At 70.1% G+C, this 26,141-nt stretch carries 24 protein-coding genes; 13 read left to right on the top strand and 11 right to left on the bottom strand.

Annotated features, from left to right (window positions below):
* The 4 genes from AB0J78_RS04960 to AB0J78_RS04975 are packed head-to-tail and all read left to right on the top strand — an operon-like array spanning position 1 to position 3,857.
* On the top strand, positions 1–1,380 hold the full coding sequence (locus AB0J78_RS04960; RefSeq protein WP_363787076.1) for an MFS transporter: 1,380 nt from the start codon (positions 1–3) through the stop codon (positions 1,378–1,380).
* On the top strand, positions 1,377–1,835 hold the full coding sequence (locus AB0J78_RS04965) for a GAF domain-containing protein (protein ID WP_363787078.1): 459 nt from the start codon (positions 1,377–1,379) through the stop codon (positions 1,833–1,835). Before AB0J78_RS04960 ends, AB0J78_RS04965 begins: the two co-directional genes overlap by 4 nt.
* The gene (locus tag AB0J78_RS04970) at positions 1,832–3,040 is read left to right on the top strand and encodes an amidohydrolase family protein (protein WP_363787080.1); all 1,209 of its coding nucleotides are present in this window, start codon (positions 1,832–1,834) and stop codon (positions 3,038–3,040) included. The genes AB0J78_RS04965 and AB0J78_RS04970 overlap by 4 nt, the downstream gene beginning before the upstream one ends.
* Before the next feature lie 46 nt (positions 3,041–3,086).
* Positions 3,087–3,857, top strand: a complete 771-nt coding sequence (locus tag AB0J78_RS04975; protein ID WP_363787082.1) for an aminoglycoside 3'-phosphotransferase — start codon at positions 3,087–3,089, stop codon at positions 3,855–3,857.
* Between the two features lie 4 nt (positions 3,858–3,861).
* Here the strand turns inward: AB0J78_RS04975 and AB0J78_RS04980 are convergent, their stop codons facing one another.
* The 3 genes from AB0J78_RS04980 to AB0J78_RS04990 all read right to left on the bottom strand — a co-directional run bounded on the left by AB0J78_RS04980 (position 3,862) and on the right by AB0J78_RS04990 (position 7,470).
* Positions 3,862–5,148, bottom strand: coding sequence for an SLC13 family permease (locus AB0J78_RS04980; protein WP_363787084.1), 1,287 nt, complete (start codon positions 5,146–5,148; stop codon positions 3,862–3,864).
* Between the two features lie 173 nt (positions 5,149–5,321).
* Positions 5,322–6,344, bottom strand: coding sequence for an LLM class flavin-dependent oxidoreductase (locus AB0J78_RS04985; protein WP_363787086.1), 1,023 nt, complete (start codon positions 6,342–6,344; stop codon positions 5,322–5,324).
* 7 nt (positions 6,345–6,351) lie between these two features.
* Positions 6,352–7,470 carry an acyltransferase gene (locus AB0J78_RS04990; RefSeq protein WP_363787088.1) on the bottom strand — a complete coding sequence of 373 codons (1,119 nt, stop codon included), beginning with the start codon at positions 7,468–7,470 and terminating at the stop codon, positions 6,352–6,354.
* Between the two features lie 156 nt (positions 7,471–7,626).
* Between AB0J78_RS04990 and AB0J78_RS04995 the strand changes: the two genes are divergently transcribed.
* Both AB0J78_RS04995 and AB0J78_RS05000 read left to right on the top strand, forming a co-directional pair.
* On the top strand, positions 7,627–8,574 hold the full coding sequence (locus AB0J78_RS04995) for a HAMP domain-containing sensor histidine kinase (RefSeq protein ID WP_363787090.1): 948 nt from the start codon (positions 7,627–7,629) through the stop codon (positions 8,572–8,574).
* Complete coding sequence (locus tag AB0J78_RS05000) at positions 8,571–9,224, top strand: response regulator transcription factor (protein WP_363787092.1); 654 nt, start codon at positions 8,571–8,573, stop codon at positions 9,222–9,224. Before AB0J78_RS04995 ends, AB0J78_RS05000 begins: the two co-directional genes overlap by 4 nt.
* 77 nt (positions 9,225–9,301) lie before the next feature.
* On the opposite strand, the gene AB0J78_RS05005 is transcribed toward AB0J78_RS05000, so the two are convergent.
* Positions 9,302–10,252, bottom strand: a complete 951-nt coding sequence (locus AB0J78_RS05005; RefSeq protein WP_363787094.1) for a WYL domain-containing protein — start codon at positions 10,250–10,252, stop codon at positions 9,302–9,304.
* A 62-nt stretch (positions 10,253–10,314) separates the two neighbouring features.
* Here AB0J78_RS05005 and AB0J78_RS05010 point away from each other — a divergent pair, with 62 nt between their 5' ends.
* The 3 genes from AB0J78_RS05010 (at position 10,315) to AB0J78_RS05020 (ending at position 12,839) form a co-directional block, all read left to right on the top strand.
* On the top strand, positions 10,315–10,884 hold the full coding sequence (locus tag AB0J78_RS05010) for a DinB family protein (RefSeq protein ID WP_363787096.1): 570 nt from the start codon (positions 10,315–10,317) through the stop codon (positions 10,882–10,884).
* Between the two features lie 4 nt (positions 10,885–10,888).
* Positions 10,889–11,971: a winged helix DNA-binding domain-containing protein gene (locus AB0J78_RS05015; RefSeq protein ID WP_363787098.1), complete on the top strand. Its 1,083-nt coding sequence runs from the start codon at positions 10,889–10,891 to the stop codon at positions 11,969–11,971.
* Between the two features lie 151 nt (positions 11,972–12,122).
* A complete protein-coding gene (locus AB0J78_RS05020; protein WP_363787100.1) occupies positions 12,123–12,839 on the top strand; it encodes a hypothetical protein in 717 nt (238 codons plus the stop codon).
* Positions 12,840–12,871: 32 nt separating this feature from the next.
* Here AB0J78_RS05020 and AB0J78_RS05025 read toward each other — a convergent pair whose 3' ends face one another.
* Both AB0J78_RS05025 and AB0J78_RS05030 read right to left on the bottom strand, forming a co-directional pair.
* Positions 12,872–14,464: a DUF4241 domain-containing protein gene (locus AB0J78_RS05025; protein ID WP_363787102.1), complete on the bottom strand. Its 1,593-nt coding sequence runs from the start codon at positions 14,462–14,464 to the stop codon at positions 12,872–12,874.
* A gap of 516 nt (positions 14,465–14,980) precedes the next feature.
* A complete protein-coding gene (locus tag AB0J78_RS05030; RefSeq protein ID WP_363787104.1) occupies positions 14,981–15,616 on the bottom strand; it encodes a helix-turn-helix domain-containing protein in 636 nt (211 codons plus the stop codon).
* A gap of 92 nt (positions 15,617–15,708) precedes the next feature.
* Here AB0J78_RS05030 and AB0J78_RS05035 point away from each other — a divergent pair, with 92 nt between their 5' ends.
* Positions 15,709–17,025: an NAD(P)-binding domain-containing protein gene (locus AB0J78_RS05035; RefSeq protein WP_363787107.1), complete on the top strand. Its 1,317-nt coding sequence runs from the start codon at positions 15,709–15,711 to the stop codon at positions 17,023–17,025.
* Positions 17,022–18,137: a serine hydrolase domain-containing protein gene (locus AB0J78_RS05040; RefSeq protein WP_363787109.1), complete on the top strand. Its 1,116-nt coding sequence runs from the start codon at positions 17,022–17,024 to the stop codon at positions 18,135–18,137. The genes AB0J78_RS05035 and AB0J78_RS05040 overlap by 4 nt, the downstream gene beginning before the upstream one ends.
* A 39-nt stretch (positions 18,138–18,176) precedes the next feature.
* Here AB0J78_RS05040 and AB0J78_RS05045 read toward each other — a convergent pair whose 3' ends face one another.
* Complete coding sequence (locus AB0J78_RS05045) at positions 18,177–19,136, bottom strand: chitinase (RefSeq protein ID WP_363787111.1); 960 nt, start codon at positions 19,134–19,136, stop codon at positions 18,177–18,179.
* A gap of 17 nt (positions 19,137–19,153) precedes the next feature.
* Positions 19,154–20,149, bottom strand: coding sequence for a chitinase (locus tag AB0J78_RS05050; RefSeq protein WP_363787113.1), 996 nt, complete (start codon positions 20,147–20,149; stop codon positions 19,154–19,156).
* 467 nt (positions 20,150–20,616) lie between these two features.
* Between AB0J78_RS05050 and AB0J78_RS05055 the strand changes: the two genes are divergently transcribed.
* Both AB0J78_RS05055 and AB0J78_RS05060 read left to right on the top strand, forming a co-directional pair.
* The gene (locus tag AB0J78_RS05055) at positions 20,617–21,651 is read left to right on the top strand and encodes an NlpC/P60 family protein (RefSeq protein WP_363787115.1); all 1,035 of its coding nucleotides are present in this window, start codon (positions 20,617–20,619) and stop codon (positions 21,649–21,651) included.
* 161 nt (positions 21,652–21,812) lie between these two features.
* Complete coding sequence (locus AB0J78_RS05060) at positions 21,813–22,271, top strand: L,D-transpeptidase (RefSeq protein WP_363787117.1); 459 nt, start codon at positions 21,813–21,815, stop codon at positions 22,269–22,271.
* Between the two features lie 72 nt (positions 22,272–22,343).
* Here the strand turns inward: AB0J78_RS05060 and AB0J78_RS05065 are convergent, their stop codons facing one another.
* Genes AB0J78_RS05065 through AB0J78_RS05075 form a run of 3 tightly spaced genes read right to left on the bottom strand, consistent with a single transcriptional unit; the run spans position 22,344 to position 26,132 of the window.
* Positions 22,344–22,952 (bottom strand): TetR/AcrR family transcriptional regulator, encoded by a 609-nt coding sequence (locus AB0J78_RS05065; RefSeq protein WP_363787119.1) that lies wholly within the window; start codon positions 22,950–22,952, stop codon positions 22,344–22,346.
* 28 nt (positions 22,953–22,980) lie between these two features.
* Positions 22,981–24,141, bottom strand: coding sequence for an acyl-CoA dehydrogenase family protein (locus AB0J78_RS05070; protein ID WP_363787121.1), 1,161 nt, complete (start codon positions 24,139–24,141; stop codon positions 22,981–22,983).
* Positions 24,138–26,132, bottom strand: a complete 1,995-nt coding sequence (locus tag AB0J78_RS05075; protein WP_363787123.1) for a biotin carboxylase N-terminal domain-containing protein — start codon at positions 26,130–26,132, stop codon at positions 24,138–24,140. Before AB0J78_RS05075 ends, AB0J78_RS05070 begins: the two co-directional genes overlap by 4 nt.
* Between the last annotated feature and the right edge of the window lie 9 nt (positions 26,133–26,141).

Genomic DNA, 26,141 nt, shown 5'->3' on the forward strand with positions numbered 1-26,141 from the left:
GTGTCCCTGCTGGCCAGACTCGACCGGCTCCCGCTGAGCCGGCCGCACTACCTCCTGCTGCTGCTCGGCGGACTCGGCTACACCTTCGACGGCATGGACTCGGCGGTGGTGGCCTTCCTGCTGCCGAGCGTCCAGGACGAGTGGGGGCTGACCAACGCCCAGCTCGGCCTGATCGGCTCGGCCACGCCCTTCGGCTTCCTCTTCGGCGCCACCTGCGCCGGACTGCTCGGCGACCGCATCGGCCGGCGCAAGGTCATGATGTGGGCGCTGGCGGTGTACGCGCTGTTCTCCGTCATCGGAGCCCTGTCGCCCAACTACGAGATCTTCCTCGGCGCCCGCGTGCTCGCCGGATTCGGCGCGGGAGCCGAGAGCGCGATCATCGCGCCCTTCCTGTCCGAGTTCGTCCCCGCTGCCCGGCGCGGGTGGTTCGTCGGGGCGCTCGCCGGGTTCTTCTCCTTCGGCTTCGTCGCCGCGGCATTGCTCGGCCGGTTCGTGGTGCAGCCGGTGCCCGAGGGCTGGCGCTGGGCCCAGATCATCACCGCGCTGCCGATCGTGATGCTGCTGTGGTGGCGCCGATCGCTCCCCGAATCACCCCGATACCTGCTGGCCAACGGGCGGACGATCGAGGCCGAGAAGGTCGTGGTCGACCTGGAGGAGAAGGTGCGGGCGGCCACCCGCGCCCCGCTGCCGCCGATCCCCGAGGTCGTGGTCGAGAAGCCGGTGGAGGCGCGCAAGATCGGGCTGGTCTCCGCGCTGAAGTACCTGTGGAGCGGCTCGATGGCCCGGCGCACCGCGATCACCTGGCTGATCTGGTTCGTGATCACCTTCTCCTACTACGGCTTCTTCACCTGGATCCCGACCCTGCTGGTGCAGCAGGGGATCACGGTCACCAAGAGCTTCGAGTTCTCGATCATCATCTACCTCGCGCAGGTGCCCGGGTACTTCTCGGCGGCCTGGCTGGGCGAGTACCTGGACCGCAAGAACACCATCGCCCTCTACCTCGCCGGGGCGGCGGCCAGCGCGTTCTGGATGAGCCAGATGACCGACCCGGTGCTGATCACGACATCGGCGGCGGTGCTGTCGTTCTTCCTCAACGGCACCTACGCGGCGGTCTACTCCTACACCCCGGAGGTCTTCCCGACCTGGATCCGGGCCTCGGGAACCGGCCTGTCCAGCGCGTTCGGCCGCGTCGGCAGCATCATCGCGCCCTCGGTGATCGGCATCTCCGCCGCATCCCTGGGATTCGCCGGGGTCTTCGGCCTCACCACCGCGGTGCTGGCGGTCGGCGTGGTGTGCACCCTGCTGTTCGGGCTGTCCACCGCCGGCCGGTCGCTGGAGGACCTCACCGAAACCGACGGCGCGAAGGCGGTATCGCGATGAACCTGTCCGAAGTGGAGGAACGCGTCCGCGAGGACGTCGGGGTCCGGCTGTTCACCGTGCTCGCGTGGCTGCCCGGCCGACGCGTGCTGCACCGCGCGCACAGCAGCCACCCCGAGCAGTACCCGGTGGGCGGCGAGAAGTCCGTCGAGGTCGCCGCGGGATGGCTGGACCGGTGCATCACCGCGCAGCTGCCCTACTTCGGGCCCGACGAGGCCGCGGTGCGCGAGGTCTTCGCCGACCACCGGCTCATCGCCGAACTCGGCTGCGGATCGGTGATCAACGTCCCGGTCCTGGGCGAGTCCGGAACGTGGGGCGTGCTCAACCTGCTCGACGCGCCCGGCGCCTACGAGCAGTCCCAGGTGGCGCGGGCCGCGGAGCTGGCGGTGCTGGCCGCGCCCGCGCTGAGCGAGCTCGTGCAGCGCATCGACGAACCCGAGGAGGAATCGACACCGTGACCACCCTGCTGCTGCGCTCCGGCAAGTTGCTCGACGTCGACACCGGCGAGTACGCCGAAGGCGACCTGCTGTGCGCCGACGGCCGCATCGTCGAGACCGGCCGCGGCCTGAGAGCACCGGACGGCGCCCGGACGGTGGACCTGGCCGGGGCCACGGTGCTCCCCGGGCTCATCGACGCCCACGTGCACGTCACCGCCGCCACCGCCGACCTCGGGTCGCTGACCACCTGGTCCCCGTCCTACGCCGCCGCGCACTCCGCGCGGATCATGGGCGGGATGCTCGACCGCGGCTTCACCACCGTGCGCGACGCCTCCGGTGCGGACTTCGGGCTCGCCGACGCGCAGACCGAGGGACTCGTTCGCGGGCCACGGCTCGCCTTCTGCGGAAAGGCGCTGAGCCAGACCGGAGGTCACGGCGACAGCCGCCCGCGCGGCACCCGCGTGCACGACGGGCACCAGTGCTGCGCGGGGCTCGGACGCATCGCCGACGGCGTGGACGCGGTGCGCGCCGCCGCCCGCGACGAACTGCGCAAGGGCGCCCACCACATCAAGGTGATGGCCGGGGGAGGAGTCGCCTCGCCGACCGACCGCATCGACTCCACCCAGTACTCGATGGACGAGCTGCACGCCATCGTGCAGGAAGCCGAGGCGGCCAACCGCTACGTGGCCGCCCACGCCTACACCGCGCGATCGGTCAGCCGCTCGCTGCGCGCCGGAATCCGCTCCATCGAGCACGGGAACCTCATCGACGAGTCCAACGTGGACGAATTCCTCGAACACGACGCGTTCCTGGTGCCCACGCTGGTCACCTACTGGGCGCTCAAGACCGAAGGCCGGGAGTTCGGCCTGCCCGAGGACAGCTGGCGCAAGGTCGACGAGGTGCTCGACGCCGGACTGGCCGCGCTGGAGACCGCGCACCGAGGCGGCGTGAAGATCGCCTACGGCACCGACCTGCTCGGCGGCATGCACCGCCACCAGAACGAGGAGTTCCGGATCCGCAGCGAGGTCCAGCCGCCGCTGGACGTGATCCGCTCGGCGACGACCACCGCGGCCGACCTGCTCGGCATGAGCGGCGAGATCGGCACCCTCCGCGAAGGGGCGGTGGCCGACCTGGTCGTCCTCGACGGCGACCCGTTCGAGGACATCGCGGTCCTCGCCGAGCCCAAGCACATCGCGCACGTCGTCCAGGGAGGTCAACTCGTCTGAGAGCGGGAAGAATGGTGGTGTGATCGCTTCAGCACCTCGGGAGCCGGTGGAGACGCCGCCTGTCGTCCGCGCCATCGCGGGCGGCAGGACGGTTCGGGCGGTGTGGCGAAATGAGCTGGGAGGTCTGACCTTCCGGATCGGACCAGAACACCGCGCGCAGTTCGTGAAGTGGTCGCCCAGCGGCGCGCCGCTGACTCCCGAGGTGGAGCGGTTGCGCTGGGCCGTCCGGCACGCCGCGGTTCCCCGCGTGCTCGATCACGGTTCCGACGGCACGGGGGACTGGATGATCACCGCGGGGCTCCCCGGTCTCTCAGCCGTCGACGACCGCTGGATCGTCCAGCCCGAGAAGGCGGTGCGCGCCATCGGTTCCGGACTGCGCGCCCTGCACGAGGCGCTACCGGTCGCGGACTGCCCGTTCGACTGGTCAGCCGAATCCCGGCTGGCCAGTGCTCGGCAACGCGCCGCCGCAGGCCTGATCGACCCGGCGGAATGGCCTCCCGAGCTCGCCCGCATCGGCGGAGTCGGCGAGGCCCTGGACCTCCTCGCCGAACCGCCTCCGGTCGACCGCCTGGTGGTCTGCCACGGTGACGCCTGCGCCCCCAACACCCTCATCGGAGACGGCGGCCGGTGCACCGGCCACGTCGACCTCGGCCGCCTCGGCGTGGCCGACCGCTGGGCCGACCTCGCCGTCGCCACGTGGGCCACCCTGTGGAACTACGGCCCGGGCTGGGAGGAAGTGCTCCTGGACGCCTACGGCGTCGCTCCCGACCCGGACCGCACGGCCCACTACCGGCTCCTGTGGTACCTGGCGGACTGACCGCTCAGCCGAATCCCGGCAGCACCAGCAGGATCCAGAGCGCCAGCGGGGTGGCGGCGACGATGACGCCTCCGTAGACGAGGAGCTTCCGGAAGAAGGCGTCCTTGTCGACGTCCTTGGCATTGGCCAGCACGATCGCACCGTTGGTGGAGAACGGGCTCACGTCGACGACCGTGGCCGCCACCGCGAAGGCCGTGATCATGCCGATCGGTCCGACGCTGCCGGTCTGCAGGAACGGCACCGCCAGCGGGATGAGGGCGCCCATGATGCCGACCGACGAGGCGAACGCCGAGACGAGCGCGCCGATGTAGCACAGCAGGAGCGCCGCGAGCAGCGGAACGCCGATGCCGGCCACCGAGTGACCCACGTAGTCGATCGTGCCCATCTTCTCCAGCACGCCGACGTAGGTGAGGACACCGCAGATCAGCAGGACGGTGGGCCACGCGACCTCGCTCGGCGCGGCCTTGCCCGTCTTCGGCGACAGGACGCTGAGCACCACGGCGACGCTCATCGCCATCAGGCCGACGTCGAGGCCGAACCCGAGCGTGGTGACCACGAGGACCACGAGGCCGGTCAGCGTCAGCGCGCGGTCGCGGTTGAGCCGCAGCTCCTCGACCGGCTCGCTGTCGGAGACCTCCCCGCCGCCGCCCGAACCCGTTGCGATGAGCCGCCGGGCCTCGGCACCGCTGCGCAGCCGCAGGCCCCCGAAGACCACGAACACGATCCCGGCGATCACCGCGTTGGCCGCGAAGCTGCCCAGGAACAGCACCAGCGGACTGCCCGGCAACCCGCTGTTGGCCACGACCTCGTTGACGATGCTGCCGTAGATGCTGATCGGGGAGAAGCCGCCCGCCTGCGTGCCGTGCACGACCATCGCGCCCATCAGCAGCGGGTTGATCCGGTACTGCGCGGCCAGGTTCAGCGCGATCGGGGCCACGATGGCCACCGCCGCGGGACTGACCGCACCGATCGCGGTGAGCAGCGCGCCGATCGCGAACATCACCCACGGGATCAGCGCGATCCGGCCGCCCACCAGCCGAACGGCGCGTTGCACCACCCAGTCGGTGGTGCCGTTCGCCCGGGCTATCGCGAACAGGAACGTCACGCCCACCAGGACCACGAACAGGTCCCCGGGGAAGCCGTCGAAGATGTCGTCTTCGGACAGCCCGCCGAACACCGTGGCGACCAGGAACGCGGCGGCGAAGCACAGCACTCCCATGTTCACCGACAGCGTCGTGGCGATGACGAACGCGGCGACCAGCACCAGGATGGATATGACTTCGGGCGGCACCTTTGCCTCCTTGCCTGCGCGGCACGCGCACCACGAAGGGGTGTGGTGCGCGGCACAGTGGCTCACTGGCTCAGCCACTTTCCGTGAAACGCAGGCTGAAGTCAATACCGAACTGGCCAACTGGCTCATCCAGTTTCAGGCGCCGCCCACCGCCCGACCGCCCTGCCGCGCGATCAGCGCCAGCCGAGCTCCGGGGCCACGTGCCGGAGGATGCTGTCGATGACGTGGGCGTTGTAGTCCACGCCCAGCTGGTTGGGCACCGTGAGCAGGAGGGTGTCCGCCGCGGCGATCGCCTCGTCCTCGGCCAGCTGCTTGACCAGCACGTCCGGCGCCGCCGCGTAGGAACGACCGAAGATCGCGCGGGTGTGGGCGTCGATGTTGCCGATCTTGTCCTCGGTGTTGTCATCGCCGCCGAAGTACATGTCGTCGACGTCGTTGACGATGGCGAAGATGCTGCGGCTGACCGACACCCGCGGCTCGCGCTCGTGCCCCTCGGCGCGCCACGCGTCGCGGAACGCCTCGATCTGCTTGCGCTGCTGGACGTGCAGCGGCTCGCCGCTCTCGTCGTCCTTGAGCGTGGAGCTCTGCAGGTTCATCCCCAGCTTCGCCGCCCACCGCGCCGTCGCGTTGGAGCTCGACCCCCACCAGATGCGGTCCCGCAGGCCGGGGGAGTGCGGCTCGACGCGCAGCAGGCCCGGCGGGTTGGGGAACATCGGCCGCGGGTTCGGCTGAGCGAACCCCTCGCCCTTGAGGACCTCCAGCAGCACCTCGGTGTGGGTGCGCGCCATGTCCGCATCGGTCTGGCCCTCCGGCGGCTGGTAGCCGAAGTAGCGCCAGCCCTCGATGACCTGCTCCGGCGATCCCCGGCTGATGCCGAGCTGCAGCCTGCCGTCGGAGAGGAGGTCGGCCGAGCCCGCGTCCTCGGCCATGTAGAGCGGGTTCTCGTAGCGCATGTCGATCACGCCGGTGCCGATCTCGATGCGGCTGGTCCGAGCGCCGATCGCCGCCAGCAGCGGGAACGGCGACCCGTACTGCCGCGCGAAGTGGTGCACGCGGAAGTAGGCGCCGTCGGCGCCGAGCTCTTCCGCTGCGACGGAGAGGTCGACGGCCTGGTGCAGCGCGTCCGACGCGGTGCGCGTCTGCGAGTGCGGCGAGGCCGACCAGTGCCCGAAGGACAGGAACCCGATCTTTTTCACACCGGGTTCAACGCGGACCGGCGGTTTTTGTTTCCCGGGTGCGAGCCGCGCCACCACCCTGCATGAAGGGCTTCATGAGCAGCTTGTGGGTCGGCTGTTCGACCGCGCGGGTGAGCATCCACCCGAGGAGCGTGCCCGTCACCAGCATCGCCAGGGTCTGCGTGGTCGTGTCGACTCCCACGTCCTGCAGCTTGCGCAGCACGATGTAGCCGATGGCCTGGTGCATCAGGAACGTGCCGTAGGAGATCCCGGCGAACCAGCTGATCGCGCGTCGCGCGGGATGCGGAATCGCCATGTCGGGAGAGCGCGCGACCAGCGCGATCACGCACATGCCGATGGCCACGGCCACCGACGAGCCGGTGTCGGCCAGCAGACCTTCGGGCGTGCGCGTGTAGTTGTGCACCTCCTGCGCGGCCATGCAGAGCGCCAGCAGGGCCGCGAAGTGCGGGGTGCTCAGGCGCTTGACCGACCACATCCAGATCGCCACCCCCGCGACGAACAGGTGCCAGCGGTGCATGCCGACCCCGTCGACCACGGTCCGGTAGGTCTCGTCGATCGGCTCGGCGATCCGGATCGGCCACTGCGCCAGCGGCACCAGCACCGCCACCCACAGCACGATCAGGATCCTGCTGCCGTGGCCCCACCAGCTCCGGTAGAGCAGGGCGGCGACCGTGAAACCCATCAGCTGCAGCGGAACCGTCCAGTGCGAGCCGTCGATGAACGGGTAGAACTGCGGTTTCCAGTGCCACAGCATCAGCAGGTTCGCCCGCAGGTCCTCGGGCAGCGGGAAGAACCAGCCCTCGATCGGGAACGCCCGCAGCACGAAGTAGCTGACCACCACGGCCGCCAGGAACGACGGCAGCAGCCTGGCCACGCGGCCCCACCAGTAGCGGAACAGGGAACCGCGGCGGATCGTCACGCACGCGAAGTACGCGGAGACGACCAGCAGCAGGCTGGCGCCGACCTGGTACGGGAACTCGAAGGTCCTCGACTCCAACTCGGGGTGGAGGAAGACGCTCAGGCTCGTGGAGTGGTAGAGCATCACCAGCACCACGCAACCGGCTCGAACAAGATCCCAGCTGATCTTCCGGCGGCTCTGCCCACCGCCGGATCCGGCTGTCGTCACTCTTGTCGCTCTTCCTCTGCGCTGGTCCTTCAGCCAGCTTCACCCAGGAGAGCGACCGTTGGCCATCGGGGCTGACACCCATTTTTGGTGCGCACGACCCGTATGGGTGTTCGAAGGACGACCGGTGGTCGAATTGTCGTTCAGGAGGTGCGGGACGTGTCCTTGTTCTGGCGGGTGTTCCTGCTCAACGCCGCCGTGCTCACCGGAGCGACGGTGCTGCTGGTGCTCAGCCCTGCCACGGTGTCCACGCCGGTGCTGCCCGCCGAAGGCCTGATCCTGGTCGCCGGGCTGGTCGCGATGCTGGTGGCCAACGCGGTGCTGCTGCGCATCGGGTTCCTGCCGCTGCGGCGGCTGACCCGCGCGATGACCACCATCGACCTGCTGCGGCCGGGATCGCGGCCGCCGGTGTCCGGGCACGGGGGCATCGCGGACCTGATCATGGCGTTCAACGCGATGCTTGACCGGCTGGAGTTCGAGCGCGCCACCAGCAACGCCCGCGCGCTGTCCGCGCAGGAGGCCGAGCGCCGCCGCATCGCCCGCGAGCTCCACGACGAGGTCGGGCAGAGCCTGACCGCGGTGCTGCTGGAGCTCCGGCGGGTCGCGGACGAGGCGCCCGAGCCCGTGTCCGCCGCGCTGCACCAGGTGCAGGAGACCACCCGCGACAGCCTCGACGAGATCCGCCGCATCGCACGGCGGCTGCGTCCAGGGGTGCTGGAGGAGCTCGGCCTGGCCAGCGCGCTGAAGTCGCTCACCGGCGAGGTGCACGGCGTCGCCGCGCGGTGCCGGATCGACGGCGAGCTGCCCGAGCTGGGCGAGGAGGTCGAGCTGGTCATCTACCGGGTGGCGCAGGAGAGCATCACCAACGCGGTCCGGCACTCGGGTGCGACCCGCATCGACCTGCTGGTGCACGTGGAGCCCTCGGAGGTCCGATTGCGGGTGCGGGACAACGGCGCGGGGACCGGGGACTCCCCGGAAGGCGCCGGCATCCGGGGGATGCGGGAGCGCGCGCTGCTGGCCGGGGCGACGCTGGCCGTCGAACCGGTCGCGGAGGGCGGCACGGAAGTCCGGCTCGACGTGCCGATCAACACCGGAGGCGGGCGATGACCGACACGACCCGCATCCTGCTGGCCGACGATCACGTGCTGGTCCGTCGCGGAGTCCGGCTGATCCTCGACAACGAACCCGACCTCGCCGTCGTGGCCGAGGCCGGCGACGGGGCCGAGGCCGTCGAGCTCGCGCAGACCGAGGAGCTGGACCTGGCGATCCTCGACATCGCCATGCCCAGGCTGACCGGGCTTCAGGCCGCCCGGCAGCTCACCCGGCTGCAGCCGGACCTGCGCATCCTGATCCTGACGATGTACGACAACGAGCAGTACCTGTTCGAGGCGCTCAAGTCCGGTGCGTCGGGGTACGTGCTCAAGTCCGTCGCCGACCGCGACCTGGTGGAGGCGTGCCGCGCGGCCATGCGCGGCGAACCGTTCCTGTACCCGGGTGCGGTGACCTCGCTGATCCGCAGCTACCTCGACCGCGCGGGTCAGGGGGAAGCCGTTCCCGAGCGGGCCATCACCGACCGGGAGGAGGAGATCCTCAAGCTCGTCGCCGAAGGCCATTCCTCCAAGGAGATCGCCGACCTGCTCGTCATCAGCATCAAGACGGTGGAGCGCCACCGCTCCAACCTCATGGCGAAGCTGGGCATGAAGGACCGGCTGGAACTCACCCGCTACGCGATCAGGGCGGGCCTCATCGAACCGTGAGCTCACCACCGCTGCTACGAGATCCTCTACCACGAAATGACTTTCGCGCCCGGCTCGACCGAGAATTCACGCAGCACCTAGGGGCTCAGTGCGTCCGCCGCTGCTCGGGCGTAGCGGTCGGCTAGTTGGGAGAAAGCGGATCTCAGCTCCTGCGGACCGATGACCTCCACGTCCGCGTCGTACTTCCCGAGCTCTGCGGCCAGCGCCTTCCAGGACCACGATCCCAACGTGAGCTTGCACCGGTCGTCGGTCAGTTCTTCCACCACGCCGTCGTGGGTGTAGCGGGAGACCGTCGCCGCGGGAAGGTCGAGGGCGACTTCTCCTTGGCACGGCCATGTTTCGGCCCCCTGGAACCTGGTCCTGACGAACGCGGCCACCTCGCCGCCGGGGAGTTCGCGTCGGGTGAAGCGCGGACCTGTGGGGACGCGCGGGGTGATCCGATCGGCGCGGAAGGTGCGCCAGTCCTCGCGGTCCAGGTCCCAGGCGATGAGGTACCAGCGCCCGCCCCAGGTGATCAGGTGGTGCGGCTGCGTCCGGCGAGGCTCGGACGAGCCGGTGTAGTCGAACCGGAGTTCCTCCCGAGCGTGCACCGCGACGCTCAGCGCCATCAGGACCTCGCTGTCCACGCGCTGCGCCGTGCTGCGCTCGACCGCGGTGATCTGCAACGAATCGATCCGGTGGCGGAGCCGCGAGGGCATCACCTGGCGGAGGGTGATCAGCGCGCGGGCGGCGGCCTCCTCGATGCCCGCGCCCGCCGTGGTCGCGATGCGCAGCGCGATCGCCAGCGCGACCGCCTGGTCGTCGTCGAACAGCAGCGGCGGCAGGTTGCTGCCCGCTTCCAACCGGTACCCGCCGTCCGGTCCTTTGACCGTCGCGATCGGGTATCCCAGCTCCCGCAGCCGGTCGACATCGCGCCGAACTGTGCGGTCGCTGACCTCCAGCCGCTCGGCGAGCACCGAACCGGGCCAGTCGCGTCGTGCCTGGAGCAGCGACAGTAACGACAGCAGCCGCGTGGAAGTTTTCCGCATGCACCCCATCGTGCCCGCAGTAGCGGACAGAAACTGACCGCTACCTGCGCCAAGCTGCTCTCATGACTGCTTCCAACACCGCACTCGACGTTGACAAGGGCGACCTGCTCGCCGAGCTCGCCACCCTGCGCGGCCAGTTGCTCAACACCGTCCGGGGACTGACGGACGCACAGCTGGGCGAGCGTCCGACCAAGAGCGAGCTGTGCCTCGGCGGGATCGTCAAGCACGTCGCGAGCACCGAGGAATCGTGGCTGCGGTTCATCACCGAGGGGTCGTCGGCGATGAGCTTCGCGCTGCCCGACGGAGTGACCTGGGACGACATCGAGGCCGGCACCGCGCGGGAGTACCCGCAGTGGATGACCGACCGGATCAACGAGTTCCAGATGCTGCCGGGTGACAGCCTCGAAGGGATCGTGCGGCGCTACGAGGAGGTCGCCGCCCGCACCGAGGAGATCGTGACCGCGCTACCCGATCTGCTGATCACGCACCCGGTGCCCGACGCGCCCTGGAACGAACCCGGTACCGAGCTCAGCGCCCGCCGCGTGCTGCTGCACGTGATCTCCGAGACGGCGCAGCACACCGGACACGCGGACATCATCCGCGAGACCATCGACGGCCAGACGGCCACCTGAGCGCATGGCCGTTCTCGGCACCCGCGCGCTCAACCGCGCGACGCTGGCCCGGCAGCTCCTGCTCCAACCCTCCGAGCTCGCACCGCGCGATGCCGTGGCGCACCTGTGCGGCGTGCAGGCCCAGGAACCGCAGGAACCGTTCGTCGGTCTCTGGTCCCGGCTGCGCGTCTTCGACCCGGCGGAGCTCTCGGAGCTGCTGACCCGTCGGCGAGTGGTGCGGACTCACCTGATGCGCCGCACCGTGCACCTGCTGGCCGCCGAGGACGTCCTGTCCTGGCGGTCCCGGCACGACGCGATGCTGTGGCAGCGGGTCCTCGGCGTCTACCGGCGCGAGCTCGCGGAGGTCGACCTCGGCGAGCTCGCGGCGGCGGGCCGGGAGGTGCTGGCCGAGGGCGAACCGCGTTCGCAGTCCGAGCTGGCGCGAGCGATCGCCCACCGCTGGCCCGACCAGAGCCTCCGGGCGCTGGGAGAGGCACTGGTCGGAGCCCTGGTTCCCGTGGTGCAGCTGCCGCCGCGAGGTCTGTGGCGCACCAGCGGGGCGGCCCGCTACCTGCCGGTTTCCTCCTGGCTGGGCCGGGAAGTCGACCAGGAGGCACCCGATGACCAGGTCGGCCGGGACCTGGTGCGCCGCTACCTCGCCGCGTTCGGCCCGGCCGCCACCGCCGACATCCGCGCCTGGTCGGGGCTGGCCGGCCTGCAGGGCGCGGTGAAGGCGGTGCGCGATCAGCTCGTCTCCTTCCGGGACGAACGCGGGCGCGAACTGCTGGATCTGCCCGACGCGCCACGGCCCGACCCGGACGTGCCCGCGCCCGTGCGGTTCCTGCCCGCGTTCGACAACGCCATCCTCGGTTACGACGACCGCAGCCGGATCATCGACGACGAACACCGAGGTCTGTCGGTGGCAGGCGAACGCGTCGTGCTGGTGGACGGCCGCGTCGCCGGGACGTGGAAGGTCACCGAGGGAACGGTGAACATCGCTCCGCTGCACTCGTTCTCGCGCGCGCAGCGTGCGGAGCTGGTCGAGCGGGGAAGTGCGCTGGCGCTGTTTCTCTCCGACGGTGAGAGCGAGCGGGCCCGCGTGACCTAGCCGGTGCAGGAGCGGAGCACGCGCCAGCGCCGGTCGACGTGGATGACGCGACGCTCTTCCGCTGGTCGCGTGCTGTCCTGGCCCGTTTCCTGACCGCCGACGCGCCGTGAGATGGTGGCGTCGATCCCTACCGGTGTGCACAGTGGAGGCCATGGTGTTCCGCGTACCGACGCCCTCTGACGTCCTCGGCTTGGCGAAGTCCACGGTGGGCTGGGCAGCCGAAACGGCCACGGCCGCTGCAACCGCTCCGGTCCGGGTGCTGGGTCTTCTCGGTGAGACCGAGAAGCTGGTCGGCCGCATCTCCACGGTGGTGGACCAGGTCGAAGACCTGGTTCAGCGCGCCGGAGGAACCGTCGCCGACGCCGAGGAGACGATCCAGGACGCCCGCGCGGTCGCCGTCGCCGCCGCTCCGATCGTGGCCGCAGCCGGTCAGGTCTCGACCATGGCGGAATCGGTCGTGGGGCGGGCGAACGGGATCTGCGACGACGCGGCCAAGACCGTCGCCGAGGCCCAGCGCACCTCGGCGAACGCCGACGAGCTCCTCTCGCTGTACTCGCCCACGGCCAAGAAGGCCGCACCGCTGGTGGACAGGTTCGTCGAGGAGCTCTCCGACGCCGAGGTCGATGCGGCGATCCGCCTGGTCGACGAGCTTCCGCAGCTCACCGAGCACATCCTCACCGACATCCTGCCGATCCTGCGGACCCTGGACCGAGTCGGTCCCGAGATCCACGAGCTCCTCGAAGTCACCTACGACGTCCGCCGGGCGATCGCCGGCATCCCCGGGTTCCAGTTCTTCCGCCGTCGCGGCGAGGACAAGGTCGACGACGAGGAGCCCGCGAAGCCGCAGCCGATCGCCGCAGCGGAGTGACCACTTTCCGGTCGTGACGGAGAGGGCCGAGGTCAGCTCTCCGACGGCTCCGCCGGAACGCACTCCTCGGCCGGAACCGACTGTCGCACGGGGATTGCCGGTGTGGCGGCGGTCAGCTCGGCGCTCACGACCGGTTGCAGCGGCTCGGCCATCGTCAGGGCGGCCGGTGCGATCGCCGACATGGCGGTCGACAGCGGGGAGTGCGCGTCGGTGACCTGCGTACCCGGAGTGGTGCGGACGCTCCAGATGACGACGTCGTCGGTGTTGCGGAGTTCAAGGCCGTCGTCGCCGACTGCCAGGTGCGCTCCCGGATGGCCCGCCGTGCCGGTGGACCACACGGCGCCGCCGCGCCGGTCGTAGAGGACGAGATCGCCGTCGTCGAGGAGCTTGCAGCGGCCGGTCCCCCGGAACTGGGTGTCCGACGCCCAGAGCGCGCCGCGGCCCTCGTTGCTGTAGAGAACCAGGTTCCCATCGTCCTGGTGGGTCAGCGTGTGACGGCCGGACGGAGAGGTCAGCGACTGGCGTCCCAGGGTCTGGCCGGGAAGCATCCGGTCACCGATGGCCGCCGGCCCGCCCGGCACCGCCGGAGTGCTGTCGGAGGTCCAGACGATCTCGCCGTCGACGTCGGTGATGGTGACCTCGCCGTCGTCGTGCACCACGAGCTCGGCGGCCGGCCGGACCGCGCCGGTGGACCAGATCCGCCTGCCGCTGGGCGAGAAGAGCGCGAGGCCGTCGGTCTCGCGCAACGCGCAGAAGGCGGTGTCCGCGCCGCAGGTGTTCGAGGCCCACCACGCCCGCATCGACTCGTTCTCGTAGAGCACGATGTTGCCGTCGTCCTGGTGGACCAACGAGAACCGGCCGTTCTCCGAGGTGAGCGATTCGCGACGCAGCGTCTGCCCGGCGCGCATCGCGTGGCCGGTGGCGTAATCGCCCGGCGCGTGGTCGGGCGCGTCGAGCGGACCGCCGTCGTCGCCGTCGTCGTCCTCGTCGCCGGTCAGGATGAAGAAGTCCGTCACGAAGCAGGTGATCTCGCCGTCGGCGTTGCGCCCCACCCAGGTCGGGTAGTGGCCGTCACCGCCACCGGAGGAGCACACGACGACCACCGTGCGGTCCTCATCGTCGGCGAGCCGACCCGTGCCGGTGTGGTCCCGTTCTTCCAGGGCCTCCAGCACGCGGTCGACGTACTCCTCGTCGTCGCAGCAGGAGAGGTTCGCGGCGTCGATGAAACCACCGGTGCCCCCGTCGACGGGGTAGCCGAAGAAGGAGTCACCGTCCAGGGTCGACGCGTCCTGCTCACCCACCAGCGCCATCTCCCACGAGGTCGCCGGCTCGTCGCGAACCTGGATCTTGATCGCGGCCACCGCCTGGTACCAGCTGAACTGATCGGGCTCTCCGAACCGGGCCTCGGCGAGCACGACCGGGTAGGTGCCCGGCGGGACCTCCTGCACGAACGCTGCGTCGTCGGACGAACCGAACATGAAGGGCTCGCCGGCGCAGGCCTTCCCGGAGGGCATCCACAGCGCGGTGTCCCGGTGCAGCCGGACGGTGGCATCGCCGAGCTTGGGAACCGCGTGGCGGGATCCGTCTGTGAAGATCTGGTCGAAGTCGGGGGCGGGGATCGGCATGGGGGCTCTTCCGTTGTGATGGCGGGTTGTTCTCAACACGTGGCACGGGTCGCGTTCGGTTCGCCCGACGAGAATCGGTTCTGCCGAACGGCGGCCCCGGGCGGTCGCCGCGCGAATCCGCTGGATTCGCGCGGCGACCGCAGGACACCCCAGCTGCCTTGGGGTTTTCCCACTCTGCACTTGTCAAACAACAAGCCTCACAGGCGCGTTGGGATAACCGACCCTGGGGTCGGGTGGGCTCATTCGCCCAGGAATGGCGGGTCTCGCGATCCGCGTGGCTCATCGAGCGCTGCCGAGCATGCGTTCAACGAGCCAAACCTGGACGGGTTCGTCCGGCGGGTGAGCACTGTGGACGGTCCACCGCGGGCGACGAAACGAGTGGGCATGGGGAAATTCAGCTTCGAACTCATGTGCTAAATTCTGCCCGACGCCATTCGAAAATGCGAGCGAAAGCGCATCGCTAAATGGGGTGATCGAGATGGTCACTCAGCGAAACGGTTTGGCCGGTAACGCGTTTCAGCCTTGCTCTGCGGAGTGACGCTCCTCGGGTGGCAGCAGCGCCGGGTACCAGATGTCGGTGAGCGTTGCCGCGGGGTCGGTGTCGGTGATGTCCAACGTGCCCTGAACCGCCCAGCGGGTGAAGAAGCGCTCCAGCTGCGTCACCAGCAGTCCGACCCGCAAGCGCGCCTCGTCGCTGCGCGAGGGGCCCCACCGCTGGAGGTATCGCGGCATCGCAGCGGGCAGCTCGGCGACCGCCGCCGTCGCGATCGGCCGGAAGGAGGGCTCCAGGGCCACGGCCTCGTCCCACACCGGCAGGATGTCGCGGTTCGCCTCGAACCAGTGGAGGGCGTTGCGCAGCCACTCGGTGAACCGCTCCCGCGAGCCGCTGGCCAACACCGCGTCCAGGTCGGCGTAGACCGAGACCGCGCGCTGCCGCGTCGTTTCGGCGCCGATCCGCCGCAGGACGTCGGGCTTGCCGTTGAAGTGCAGGTAGAAGGTCGCTCGGCTGCACCCGACCTCGGAGGTGACGTCGTCGACGGTGACCGCCGCGTAGCCGCGCTCGACGAACAGTCGGCGGGCCGCCTCCAGCAGCGCGGCGCGGGTCTGCTGCTTCTGCTGCTGCCGCAGCGTCAGGCGCTCGGTGTCGGTCACGGTCCCGATCATACAGCTGCCCACTCACTGGACACCACGTCAGCGAAATGGCAGAGTCGATCGCCGATCGCATCGCGACGAGGAGGTTGCCGATGGGTTCCGATCCGGTGGTCTGCATCATCGGCGCCGGTTGTTCCGGCTTCACCACGGCCAAGCGGCTCCGCGACGCCGGGGTCCGCTACGACTGCTTCGAAGAGTCCGACGACGTCGGCGGGAACTGGTACTTCGACAACCCGAACGGCCGTTCCGCCTGCTACGAATCCCTGCACATCGACACCTCGACCACCCGCCTGCAGTTCGAGGACTTCCCGGCGGCCGGTGAGTGGCCGGACTTCCCGCACCACACGCTGATCCACCGCTACTTCCGGGACTACGTCGAGCACTTCGGCCTGCGCGAGACCATCACCTTCAACACCCGGGTCGAGGCCGCCAGGCGAACCCCCGGCGGGAGCTGGGAAGTCCGGCTGAGCAGCGGCGAGACGCGCGAGTACGACGCGCTGGTGGTCGCCAACGGTCACCACTGGGACCCGCGAACCCCGCAGTACCCGGGCGAGTTCGGCGGAACGACCCTGCACAGCCACTCCTACCGCAGCCCGTTCTCGCCGGTGGACATGCGCGGCAAGCGGGTCGTGGTGGTGGGCATGGGAAACTCCGCGCTGGACATCGCCGCGGAGCTGTCGCACCGCTCCATCGCCGAGCACGTCTGGGTTTCCGCACGTCGCGGCGTGTGGGTGCTGCCGAAGTACCGGGGCGGCAAGCCCGCTGACAAGTTGATGATGCCGCCGTGGATGCCCAAGCGGCTCGCCCTCCGCCTGGCGCGCAAGGCCATCAAGAGCAACGTCGGCGCGATGCGGGACTACGGCCTGCCCGAACCCGACCACGAACCGCTGGCCGCGCACCCGTCGGTGAGCGTCGACTTCCTGGCCAAGGCCGGTTCCGGGGACCTGACCTGCGTTCCCGCCATCGAGCGGCTGGACGGCTCGGGGGTGCGGTGCACCGGTGGCACCCGGGTCGAGGCCGACGTGATCGTGTTCGCCACCGGCTACAACATGAGCTTCCCGTTCTTCGACGACCCCGAGCTGCAACCCGATGCCGAGCACCGGTTCCCGCTGTTCAAGCGGATCCTCAAGCCGGGCGTCGACAACCTGTACTTCGCCGGTCTCGCGCAGGCGTCGCCGACGATCGTCAACCTGGCCGAGCAGCAGAGCAAGCTCATCGCCGCGCACCTCACCGGCGAGTACCGGGCGCCCGCGGCGGCGGAGATGAAGCGGATGATGGCGCACGACGAGCGCAAGCATCTGCGGCAGTACTACGACGCTCCTCGGCATACCATCCAACTCGACTTCGCCCGGTACGTGCGCGATCTCCACCGAGAGATCGCCGCAGGCAGAAAGCGAGCCACCCGATGAACGGTCACTGCGCACACCGCTTCGCGCCGCTGCGCGACCTCCTGGAACGCCGGTTGGGCGAAGGCGAGGAACGCGGCGCCTCGATCTGCGTCGTCCAGGACGGCGAAACGGTGGTCGACATCTGGGGCGGCGAAGCCCGGGAGGGCGTGCCGTGGGAGAGGGACACGCTGGTCAACACCTTCTCGGTGACCAAGACGATGCTCGCCCTGGTCGTGCTCGGTCTGGCCGATGCGGGGGAGCTCGACCTGGACGCGCCGGTGGCCCGCTACTGGCCGGAGTTCGCCGCGGAGGGCAAGGCCGAGGTGCTGGTCAGGCACGTTCTCGGGCACACCAGCGGACTTCCCGGCTGGGACGAGAAGATGACCGTGGCGGACCTCTACGACACGCGCCGGGCGGCGGCGCTGCTGGCGGCGCAGAGGCCGTGGTTCGAGCCGGGGGACGGGTCGGGCTACCAGGCGATCAGCCACGGCCACCTGCTCGGCGAACTCGTGGAGCGGGTCACCGGGCGGTCCGCCGGAACCGTGCTGCGCACCGAGTACGCCGAACCGCTGGGTGCCGATTACTGGCTCGGCGCGCCGGAATCGGCGGACGAGCGGGTCGCGATCCTGAAGTCGCCGCCGCACGCACCCGATCTCGGCGAGTTCGGGCAGCGGGCGCTGCTCAACCCGCTGTTCTCGATGAAGCTGACGACCACGCGGGAGTTCCTCGCTGCGGAGCTCGGTGGTTTCAACGGTCAGGGCAACGCCCGCTCGGTCGCGCGCCTGCAGTCGCTGGTCTCGCACGGCGGCACCATCGACGGCCGGACCTACCTGTCGCCGGAGACCGTCGAGCGGATCTTCGAGGTCCAATCCGACTCCCCGGACCGGGTTCTGGGCCACCGGATCCCCTTCGGCATGGGGTACGCGCTGCCCACGCCGGATCTCATGCCCACGCCGTCCGGGAGGATCTGCTGGTGGGTCGGGCACGGAGGTGCCGTGGTGGTCAACGACCTCGACCGGCGGATGACCATGGCCTACACGATGAACAAGATGGCCGCCGAGCTCGTCGGGGCGGCCAAGACCCGCGAGTACGTGCGCACGACCTACGAGTGCGTCTCCCCGGCGAGGGCATGACGACGCCGGCGACCCGCTGGGCCGCCGGCGTCGCGCCGATCAGGCTCCGAAGCCCTTGAAGATGGTGGTGAACTCGAAGGGCTGCTGCTCGATGCTGCTGCACGTCGGCGACACCGCGCCACCCGGGCAGTCGCCGTTGTCGCGGCCCGCGGACCAGAACGACAGCAGGCCGATTCCGTTGGCGTTGGCCCAGTCCAGCAGCTGACGCGCGTGGTCCTGGGTGAAGATGTTGCCGTTGAAGTTGCGGCCGATCATCGGCGTCACGCCCAGGCGGGCCTTGAGGTCGGCGTCGCTGAGGTTCGGCCAGATCTCCTTCATCTGGCGCAGCGTGCTCTCGGCCGCCGCGATCACGGCGTCGCCCCACGGCTTGCTGGAGCCGAACTCCATCGCCATCGGGTTGACCAGCACGTCGACCCCGTGCGCGGCGGCGCTCTGCAGCACCTGCAGCGAGTAGGGGTCGAGGCCGGTCTCATCGGCCTGGACGCGCAGGGTGTAGCTGACCTTGGTACCGCGCTCGGCCTGGAGCTTGGCCAGCGCCTCGTTGACGACGTCGTGCGGGATGGTCGCCTCGACGTCGACGTCGAGGTGGTTGGCGCCGGTCGCGTCGAGGATCGCCTTGTAGGCGCCCAGCAGCTCGTCGGCGGTGCCGCACACGCTCTCCAGGTACGGGCCCATGGCGCCGCCGGTGGCGACGATGACGTCGCCGCCCATGGCGCGCAGTTCGTCGATCTGGCCCTTGATGGCCGGGTCGTCGACGGCTCGCTCGCCACCCCACATCGGGGTGCAGCCGGCGGCGCTGCTGAGCACGAAGGCGAGCGTGAAGTGCTGCTGCCCGGTGGCCTTGGCGAGTTCCGCCAGGGTGGGCTTCTCCTGCTTCACGTCGATGTAGGGGGCGGACTTGATCTCGGCGGGTGCTTCCTGCGCGAGCGCGGAACCCGCTGCCAGCGGGAGCATCGAGCCTGCGACCAGGGCGGTGACGAGCTTTCGGGGGATTCGCATGGTGCTTCTCCGGGGGCTCACTGGAACTCGGCGATGATCTTGGTGAATTCGTAGGGCTGCTGCTCGACGCTGCTGCACTTGCCGTCGGCCCATCCGCCGGGCTGGGTGCAGGCGCGGTCGCGGTTGAGCGCCCAGTAGGACAGGCGGCCGATCTGCTTCTGCTCGGCGTAGTCGAGCAGCGCGCGGAAGGTGTCCGGGGTGAACAGCTCGGACGGCTGGTCGGTGTGACCGTTCATGAGGATCACGCCGGTGCGCGCGTAGGCCGCGGCGTCGTCGAACTCGGGGTGCAGCTCGCGCAGCTGCTCGTGGAACGCCTCGGCGACCGAGATGGCGCTGTTGGCCATGTCCTGCCCGGGGCCGCCGTAGTCGAAGTCCATGATCTTGAACAGGTCGATCTCGGCGCCCATGTCCTTGGCGCGCTGGATCTCGGCCTTGCCCGCTTCGTTGAGGCCGACGGTGGTCATCGGCAGCGTCAGCGTGACGTGCAGGTCGGGGTTGCGCTCCTTGAGCATCTTGATCGCTTCGAAGCGCTTGGTCTCGTTGGGCACGTCGCCGAGGTCGTCGCCCTCGATGTCGAGGTCGATGTGCGTCAACTCGTACTTGTCGATGACCTGCTGGTAGGCGTCCGCCAGCGCGGTGGCGTCGGCGCACGCGGTCGCGAGCTCGATGCCGTTGTAGCCGCCGAAGGACACCGAGATGTTGCCGCCTGCGGCGCGAACCGCGTCGGCCTTGGCCTTCACGGCGGTGTCGGTGGCGACCTCCTGGCCGACCTTGCCGTCCCAGGTGGGAGTGCAGGAGTCGGTGGAGGGGGCCAGAGCGAAGGCGAAGATGTAGTCCTTCTGGCCGCTGGCCTGGATCGCCTCGGCGATGTCCTGCGGTTCGTTGTCCAGCGGCATGTAGTACGGCGCGGCCTTGAGCTCACCGGGCGCGGCCTGCGCCGTCATAGCTCCGGCGATCGGCAGCATCAGCAGGCCGGCGGCCAGCGCCGCCCATCGGATCGGTTTCCTCGTCACAGGGTTCTCCCCTCATGGCGACCCGGCCGATCGGTCGGGTCGTGAATCGATCCGGAAGCGCGGCGCGCTCGGCCCCGGATTCGCACTGCGGAGATCTCCTCTACCGGCGCGGCAGAAAGTATGTGCACCACGCCACGGAGTCAATGGGTCTAGACCACTTTGGCGAGACTGCGCAACGACTCTGCCCCGGGCGCGCCACCGGCAGCGTCCCCGTGCCGCAGCGCGTTCCGCCGGACGCCGCGCCACGTCGTTCCGGAGGTGTCCGGCGTTAGCGGATTCCAGCGGTGCGAAGGATCACGATCGGCCAGCGGTCCTCACCGCGCGGACGATGGTCGGCCACTTCGCCCGTTTCGCCTGCGCACGAGCGGGAAGAAGGTGCTGCGCCCGGTTCCGGGGGGTCCGGCGGCGGGGATCTAGGGTGACCGCCCATTGCCGCAGTACCCACTCGAAGGAGTGATCGGCTCCCCATGTCGAACGCCAACCCAACTCCGAGGCGCACCGCGTTGGTGGCGGCCGCCGCGCTCTCGACCGTGATGCTCGGCAGCACCCCGGCCACGGCCGAGCCCGAGTCGGGCGAGGCGTCGCAGGCGGCGCAGAAGCTGCGCGAGCTGTCGCGGCAGGCCGAGGTGATCACCGAGGACTACAAGAAGGCCCAGGACGATCACACGGCCAAGCGCCACGACCTCGACCGGTTCAACGCCGAGGCCCAGCAGGCGGACCGGGTCGCCGGCGAGGCGCGCGTGCAGGAGGAGCAGCTGCGCGGCCAGGTCGACCGGCTGAGCAAGGCCTCCTACAAGGGTTCGCAGATGAACTCGATCGCCGCGGTCCTCGGCAGCGAAACCCCGGACGCGTTCCTGGACCGGGCCTCCACGCTCGACCTGATGGCGCAGCACAACTCCGAGTCCGTGCACGCCTACGCCGAGGCCACGCACCGCGCCGAGAGCGCCCGCCGCCAGGCTTGGGACGCGCGCGCCGGCGCGGCCAAGGCCGAGTCCGATGCCGCGCGGTTGGAAGGCGACATCGCCGGCCGCAAGAAGGAGATGGACTCCCAGGTCGCCAAGGTCAAGCAGCAGTACAGCGAGCTCAGCGAGCAGGACAAGGACGCGCTGTCCGGCGTGGAGAGCGCCGTGGGTCAGCTCACCGGTTCCGGTTCGGCGATCAAGGCGGTCAACGCCGCCTTGGGCAAGCAGGGCTCGCCATACGTGTTCGGAGCCAAGGGGCCTGAGGAGTTCGACTGCTCGGGTCTGGTGCAGTGGGCCTACAAGCAGGCCGGTGTCGACCTGCCGGGCTCGACGCGCTCGCAGGTGTCGGTGGGGCGTTCGGTGTCGCAGTCGGAGATGAAGCCCGGCGACATCATCTTCTTCTACAGCTCCGCCAGCCACGACGGCATCTACATCGGCAACGGCAAGATGGTGCACGCGCCGACCGAGGGTCAGGACGTCTCCGTCGAAGAGGTCGAGTACATGGGTGAGGTCCACTCGGTGCGTCGCGTCGCCGGCTGACGGCCGGTTGCGCGCAGCGGGTGATGTTCCGGCATTTCGTGACCGCGCCGAAATCGGTTCCGCTACAGTGTGTGCCGACATGATCACGGAAAGCCAGGTTCCTGGTCCCGTCCTCGCGTGAACCGAGGTGTCGGGCGAGGCGGACAACGTTGGGAGACCCCATGTTAAGCAGGATCGCGATGGTGTCGGTGACCGCTGCGGCCACCGCGCTGCCGCTCGGCGCGGGCAGCGCGGCGGCCGAACCCGCGTCCGCCCCCGAGCTCGTCCCCGGCACGCCGTGCACGGCGACCGCGCATGCGTGCGTGAGCCTTTCGCAGAACCGCGCGTGGCTGATCCGCGCCGGCGAGGTCTACTACGGTGAAGCCTCGGCGCTCGGTGGTCGTCCGGAGAGCCCCACCCCGGCCGGGGTCTTCCACGTGACGTGGAAGAACAAGGACCACCACAGCAGGGAATTCGACGCGCCGATGCCGAACTCGGTGTTCTTCACCAACACCGGCGTCGCGTTCCACCAGGGCAGCCTCACCGAGCGCTCCGCGGGCTGCCTGCACCTGTCGAAGAAGTCCTCCGCGGTCTTCTTCGACAAGCTCCAGGTCGGCGACGAGGTCCAGGTCGTCCCGTAAGCGAAGAACCCGTGACGGGCCCGCGACCCCTCGCGCACCACGTGCGGGTGGGTCGCGGGCCGTCGCCTTTCTTCAGGACTGCGGGAGGGCGGCGTGGAGGGTCGCCGCCCACTGGGTGACGATGTTCGCGCGTCGTGCGGAGTCGTCGGTGAGGACGTCGGCGAGGCCGAGTCCCCGGGCGAGGTCGAGGGTGGCCTGGACGAGACGGCGGGTGGTCGGGTCGGTGTCGTCGGCGCCGAGCAGCTCGATCGCCGTCTGGTGGACCTTGCGGCCGAACTTCGCTTCCAGCGGCACGATCCGCTCCCGCAGGGCCGGGTCCGCGGCGGCCGCCGTCCAGACCTGGAGAGCGGCCTTGAACAGCTCACCCGTGTAGTAGTCGACGACCCTGGAGACCACGAATTCGGTGCGTCCCAGCCCCTCGGGCAGGCGGGTGCGCTCCGCGCGGATCTCGGCCATCCGCGCGTCGAACATGTGCTCCAGGGCCGCGGTGATGAGGTCCTCGCGAGCCGGGAAGTGGTGCTGCGCCGCACCGCGCGACACCCCGGCGCGCTGCGCCGCGGCGGTGACCGTCGTGGCCTCCCAGCCCTGGTCGGCCAGGCAGTCGATGGTCGCTTCCAGCAGGCGTTGCCGCGTCGCCCGGCTGCGATCCTGCTTCGGCTCGCGCGACGACATTCTCCTCATCCCCCCACCGGTGCTGACCGGGTCCGGCTCAGTACGACTTCGGCAGGCCCAGGCTGTGCTGGGCCACGTAGTTGAGGATCATTTCACGGCTGATCGGCGCGACCCGGGCGATGCGGGCCGCGCCGAGCATCGCGGCCAAACCGTGCTCGGCCGTCAGACCGGAACCGCCGTGGGTCTGGATGGCGCGGTCCAACGCGGCGATGCTGGCTTCGGCGGCCGCGTACTTGGCCATGTTCGCCGCCTCGGCGGCCTCCACGTCCAGGCCCGCGTCGTAGAGCGTGGCGGCCTTCTGCATCATCACCTTCGCCAGCTCCACCTCGATCTTGTGCTGCGCCAGCGGGTGGGCGATGCCCTGGTGCGCGCCGATCGGGGTCTTCCAGACCTGCCGCTGGTTGGCGTACTCGACGGCCGTGGTCAGCGCGTAGCGGCCCATGCCGGTGGCCAGGGCGGCGCCGAGGATGCGCTCCGGGTTGAGGCCGGAGAACAGCTGCATCAGCGCGGCGTCCTCCTCGCCGACCAGCGCGTCGGCGGGCAGCCGCACGTCGTCGAGGAACAGCGTGAACTGCCGGTCCGGGGCGATGATGTCCATCTCCATCGGCTGCGCCACGAAGTTCGGCGTGTCGGTGGGCACGACGAACAGCGCGGGCTTGAGCTTGCCGGTGCGGGAGTCCTCGGTGCGCGCGACGACCAGCACCGCGTCGGCCTGGTCGACGCCGGAGATGAACACCTTCTGGCCCTGCAGGATCCAGTCGTCGCCGTCGCGGCGGGCGGTGGTGGTGATGTGGTGCGAGTTCGAGCCCGCGTCCGGTTCGGTGATGGCGAAGACCATCGTGGTGGTGGCGTCGGCGAGGCCGGGGAGCCAGCGCTGCTTCTGCTCGGGCGTGCCGTACTTGGTGATGATCGTGCCGCAGATCGCGGGGGAGACCACGACCAGCAGCAGCCCGGCGCCCTGTGCGGCGAGTTCTTCCTGCACCAGCGCGAGTTCGTAGATCCCGGCACCACCGCCGCCGTACTCCTCGGGGATGTTGACGCCGAGGAAGCCGAGTCGGCCCGCCTCCGACCAGAGTTCGGTGAGCGGTTCGCGCAGTCGTGCCTTGGGCAGCACGTAGTCGACGTGGTTGTAGCGCTGGGCGAGCTTGGCGACGGAGGCGCGCAGTTCCTTCTGCTCGTCGGTTTCGATGAAGCTCATGCCTTCTCCTCGGTGTCCGGGGTGTCGACCACGGCGAGCACGGTTCCCACCTCGACCTGCTGTCCCGCGACCACGTTGAGCTCGCTGAGCAGACCGTCGGCGGGGGCGGCGACGGTGTGCTCCATCTTCATCGCCTCCAGCCACAGGATCGGCTGACCTGCGGTGACGCGGTCCCCGGTGGCGGCGGCGAGGCGGATGACCTTGCCGGGCATCGGCGCCAGCAGCGAGCCCTCGGTGACCAGGTCTGCGGGGTCGGTGAAGCGCGGTACGCGCGCCAGCGCGACCGGCCCGAGCGGGGAGTCGACGTGGACCCGGTCGTCGTAGCGCGCGACGTCGAAGCTCCGGCGGACCGGGCCGTGCTCACCCGGAACGTCGAGCACGACGCGGGTCGGGGTCGCCTCCACCAGCGCGAGTCCCGGGTGCTCCGCGATCTCGACGCCGGTGCGCTTGGCGAGGTAGGACACGTCGATCTCGCGGTTCCCGCAGGTGTAGGTCTTCGTCTGCGGCACCGACGGCAGGTTCCGCCAACCGGACGGGATCCGGGCGTTGGCCCGCGCGGTGAGCCGGTTCTCGGCGGCCGCGGCCATCGCGGCGGCGACCGCGGCGAGGTCGGCGGTGTCGTCGGAGGCCAGCGGCTGGGACAGGGCGGCCAGGCCGTGGCGGTCGAAGAACGCGGTGTCGGTGTCACCGGCCAGGAACGCCGGGTGGCGCAGGATTCGCACGAGCAGGTCCCGGTTGGTGATCAGGCCGTGGATCTCGGCCCGGGCCAGGCTCGCGGCCAGCAGCCGCGCGGCCTCCTCCCGGTTCTCGCCGAAGGAGATGACCTTGGCCAGCATCGGGTCGTAGTGGATGCTCACCGCGTCGCCGTCGGCGAAACCGGAGTCCAGCCTGACCCCCGGGGAGCTCAGGACCTCGAACTCCGCCGCGGTGTTGCCGAACTCGATGCGCTGCAGGGTTCCGCTCTGCGGACGCCAGTCGTGCGCGGGGTCTTCGGCGTAGAGCCGGACCTCGATCGAATGACCGCGGGAGGCGGGAGGTTCGGCGGGAAGCGCGTGACCGTCGGCGATCTGCAGCTGGAGCCGAACCAGGTCGACCCCGGTGGTGTTCTCGGTGACCGGGTGTTCCACCTGCAGGCGCGTGTTCATCTCCAGGAAGAAGAACTCTCCCCGCTCGTCGGCCAGGAACTCCACGGTTCCCGCGCCCTCGTAGCCGATCGCGGAGGCCGCCAGCCGCGCGGACTCGAACAGCCGCTCCCGCATCTGCGGGCCGATGCGCTCGACCAGTGGAGACGGTGCTTCCTCGACGACCTTCTGGTGCCTGCGCTGGATCGAGCACTCGCGCTCGCCGAGCGCCCACACCGTGCCGTGCGCGTCGGCGAGGACCTGCACCTCGATGTGCCGCCCGGCCTCCAGGTAGCGCTCGCAGAACACGGTCGGGTCGCCGAAGGCCGATTCGGCTTCGCGGCGCGCGGCGTCGAGCTGCTCCGGCAGCTCGGCCAGAGCCCGCACCACGCGCATGCCGCGACCACCGCCGCCTGCCGATGCCTTGACCAGGACCGGCAGCTCGGACTCGGTGACGGAATCGGGGTCCAGCTCGGCCAGCACCGGGACTCCGGCGTCGGCCATCAGCTTCTTGGCCTCGACCTTGGAGCCCATCGACTCGATGGCCTGCACCGGGGGACCGACCCAGCGCAGCCCCGCGTCGGACACCGCCTGCGCGAACGCGGCGTTCTCCGAGAGGAACCCGTACCCGGGGTGGATGGTGTCGGCGCCCGTCGACCTCGCGGCCTGCACCAGCCGCTCGGCCCTCAGGTACGTCTCGCCCGGGGTGTCGCCGGGCAGCCGGACGGCGACGTCTGCCTCGGCGACGTGCGGCGCGGACGCGTCGCTGTCGGAGAAGACCGCCGTGGTCGACAGGCCCATGCGGCGGGCTGTGGCGAAGACCCGCCGGGCGATCTCACCGCGGTTGGCGACCAGAACATGGGTGATCATCGCTGAGGA

This window comes from Saccharopolyspora sp. NPDC049426 (assembly GCF_040676935.1).
Taxonomy (GTDB): Bacteria; Actinomycetota; Actinomycetes; order Mycobacteriales; family Pseudonocardiaceae; genus Saccharopolyspora.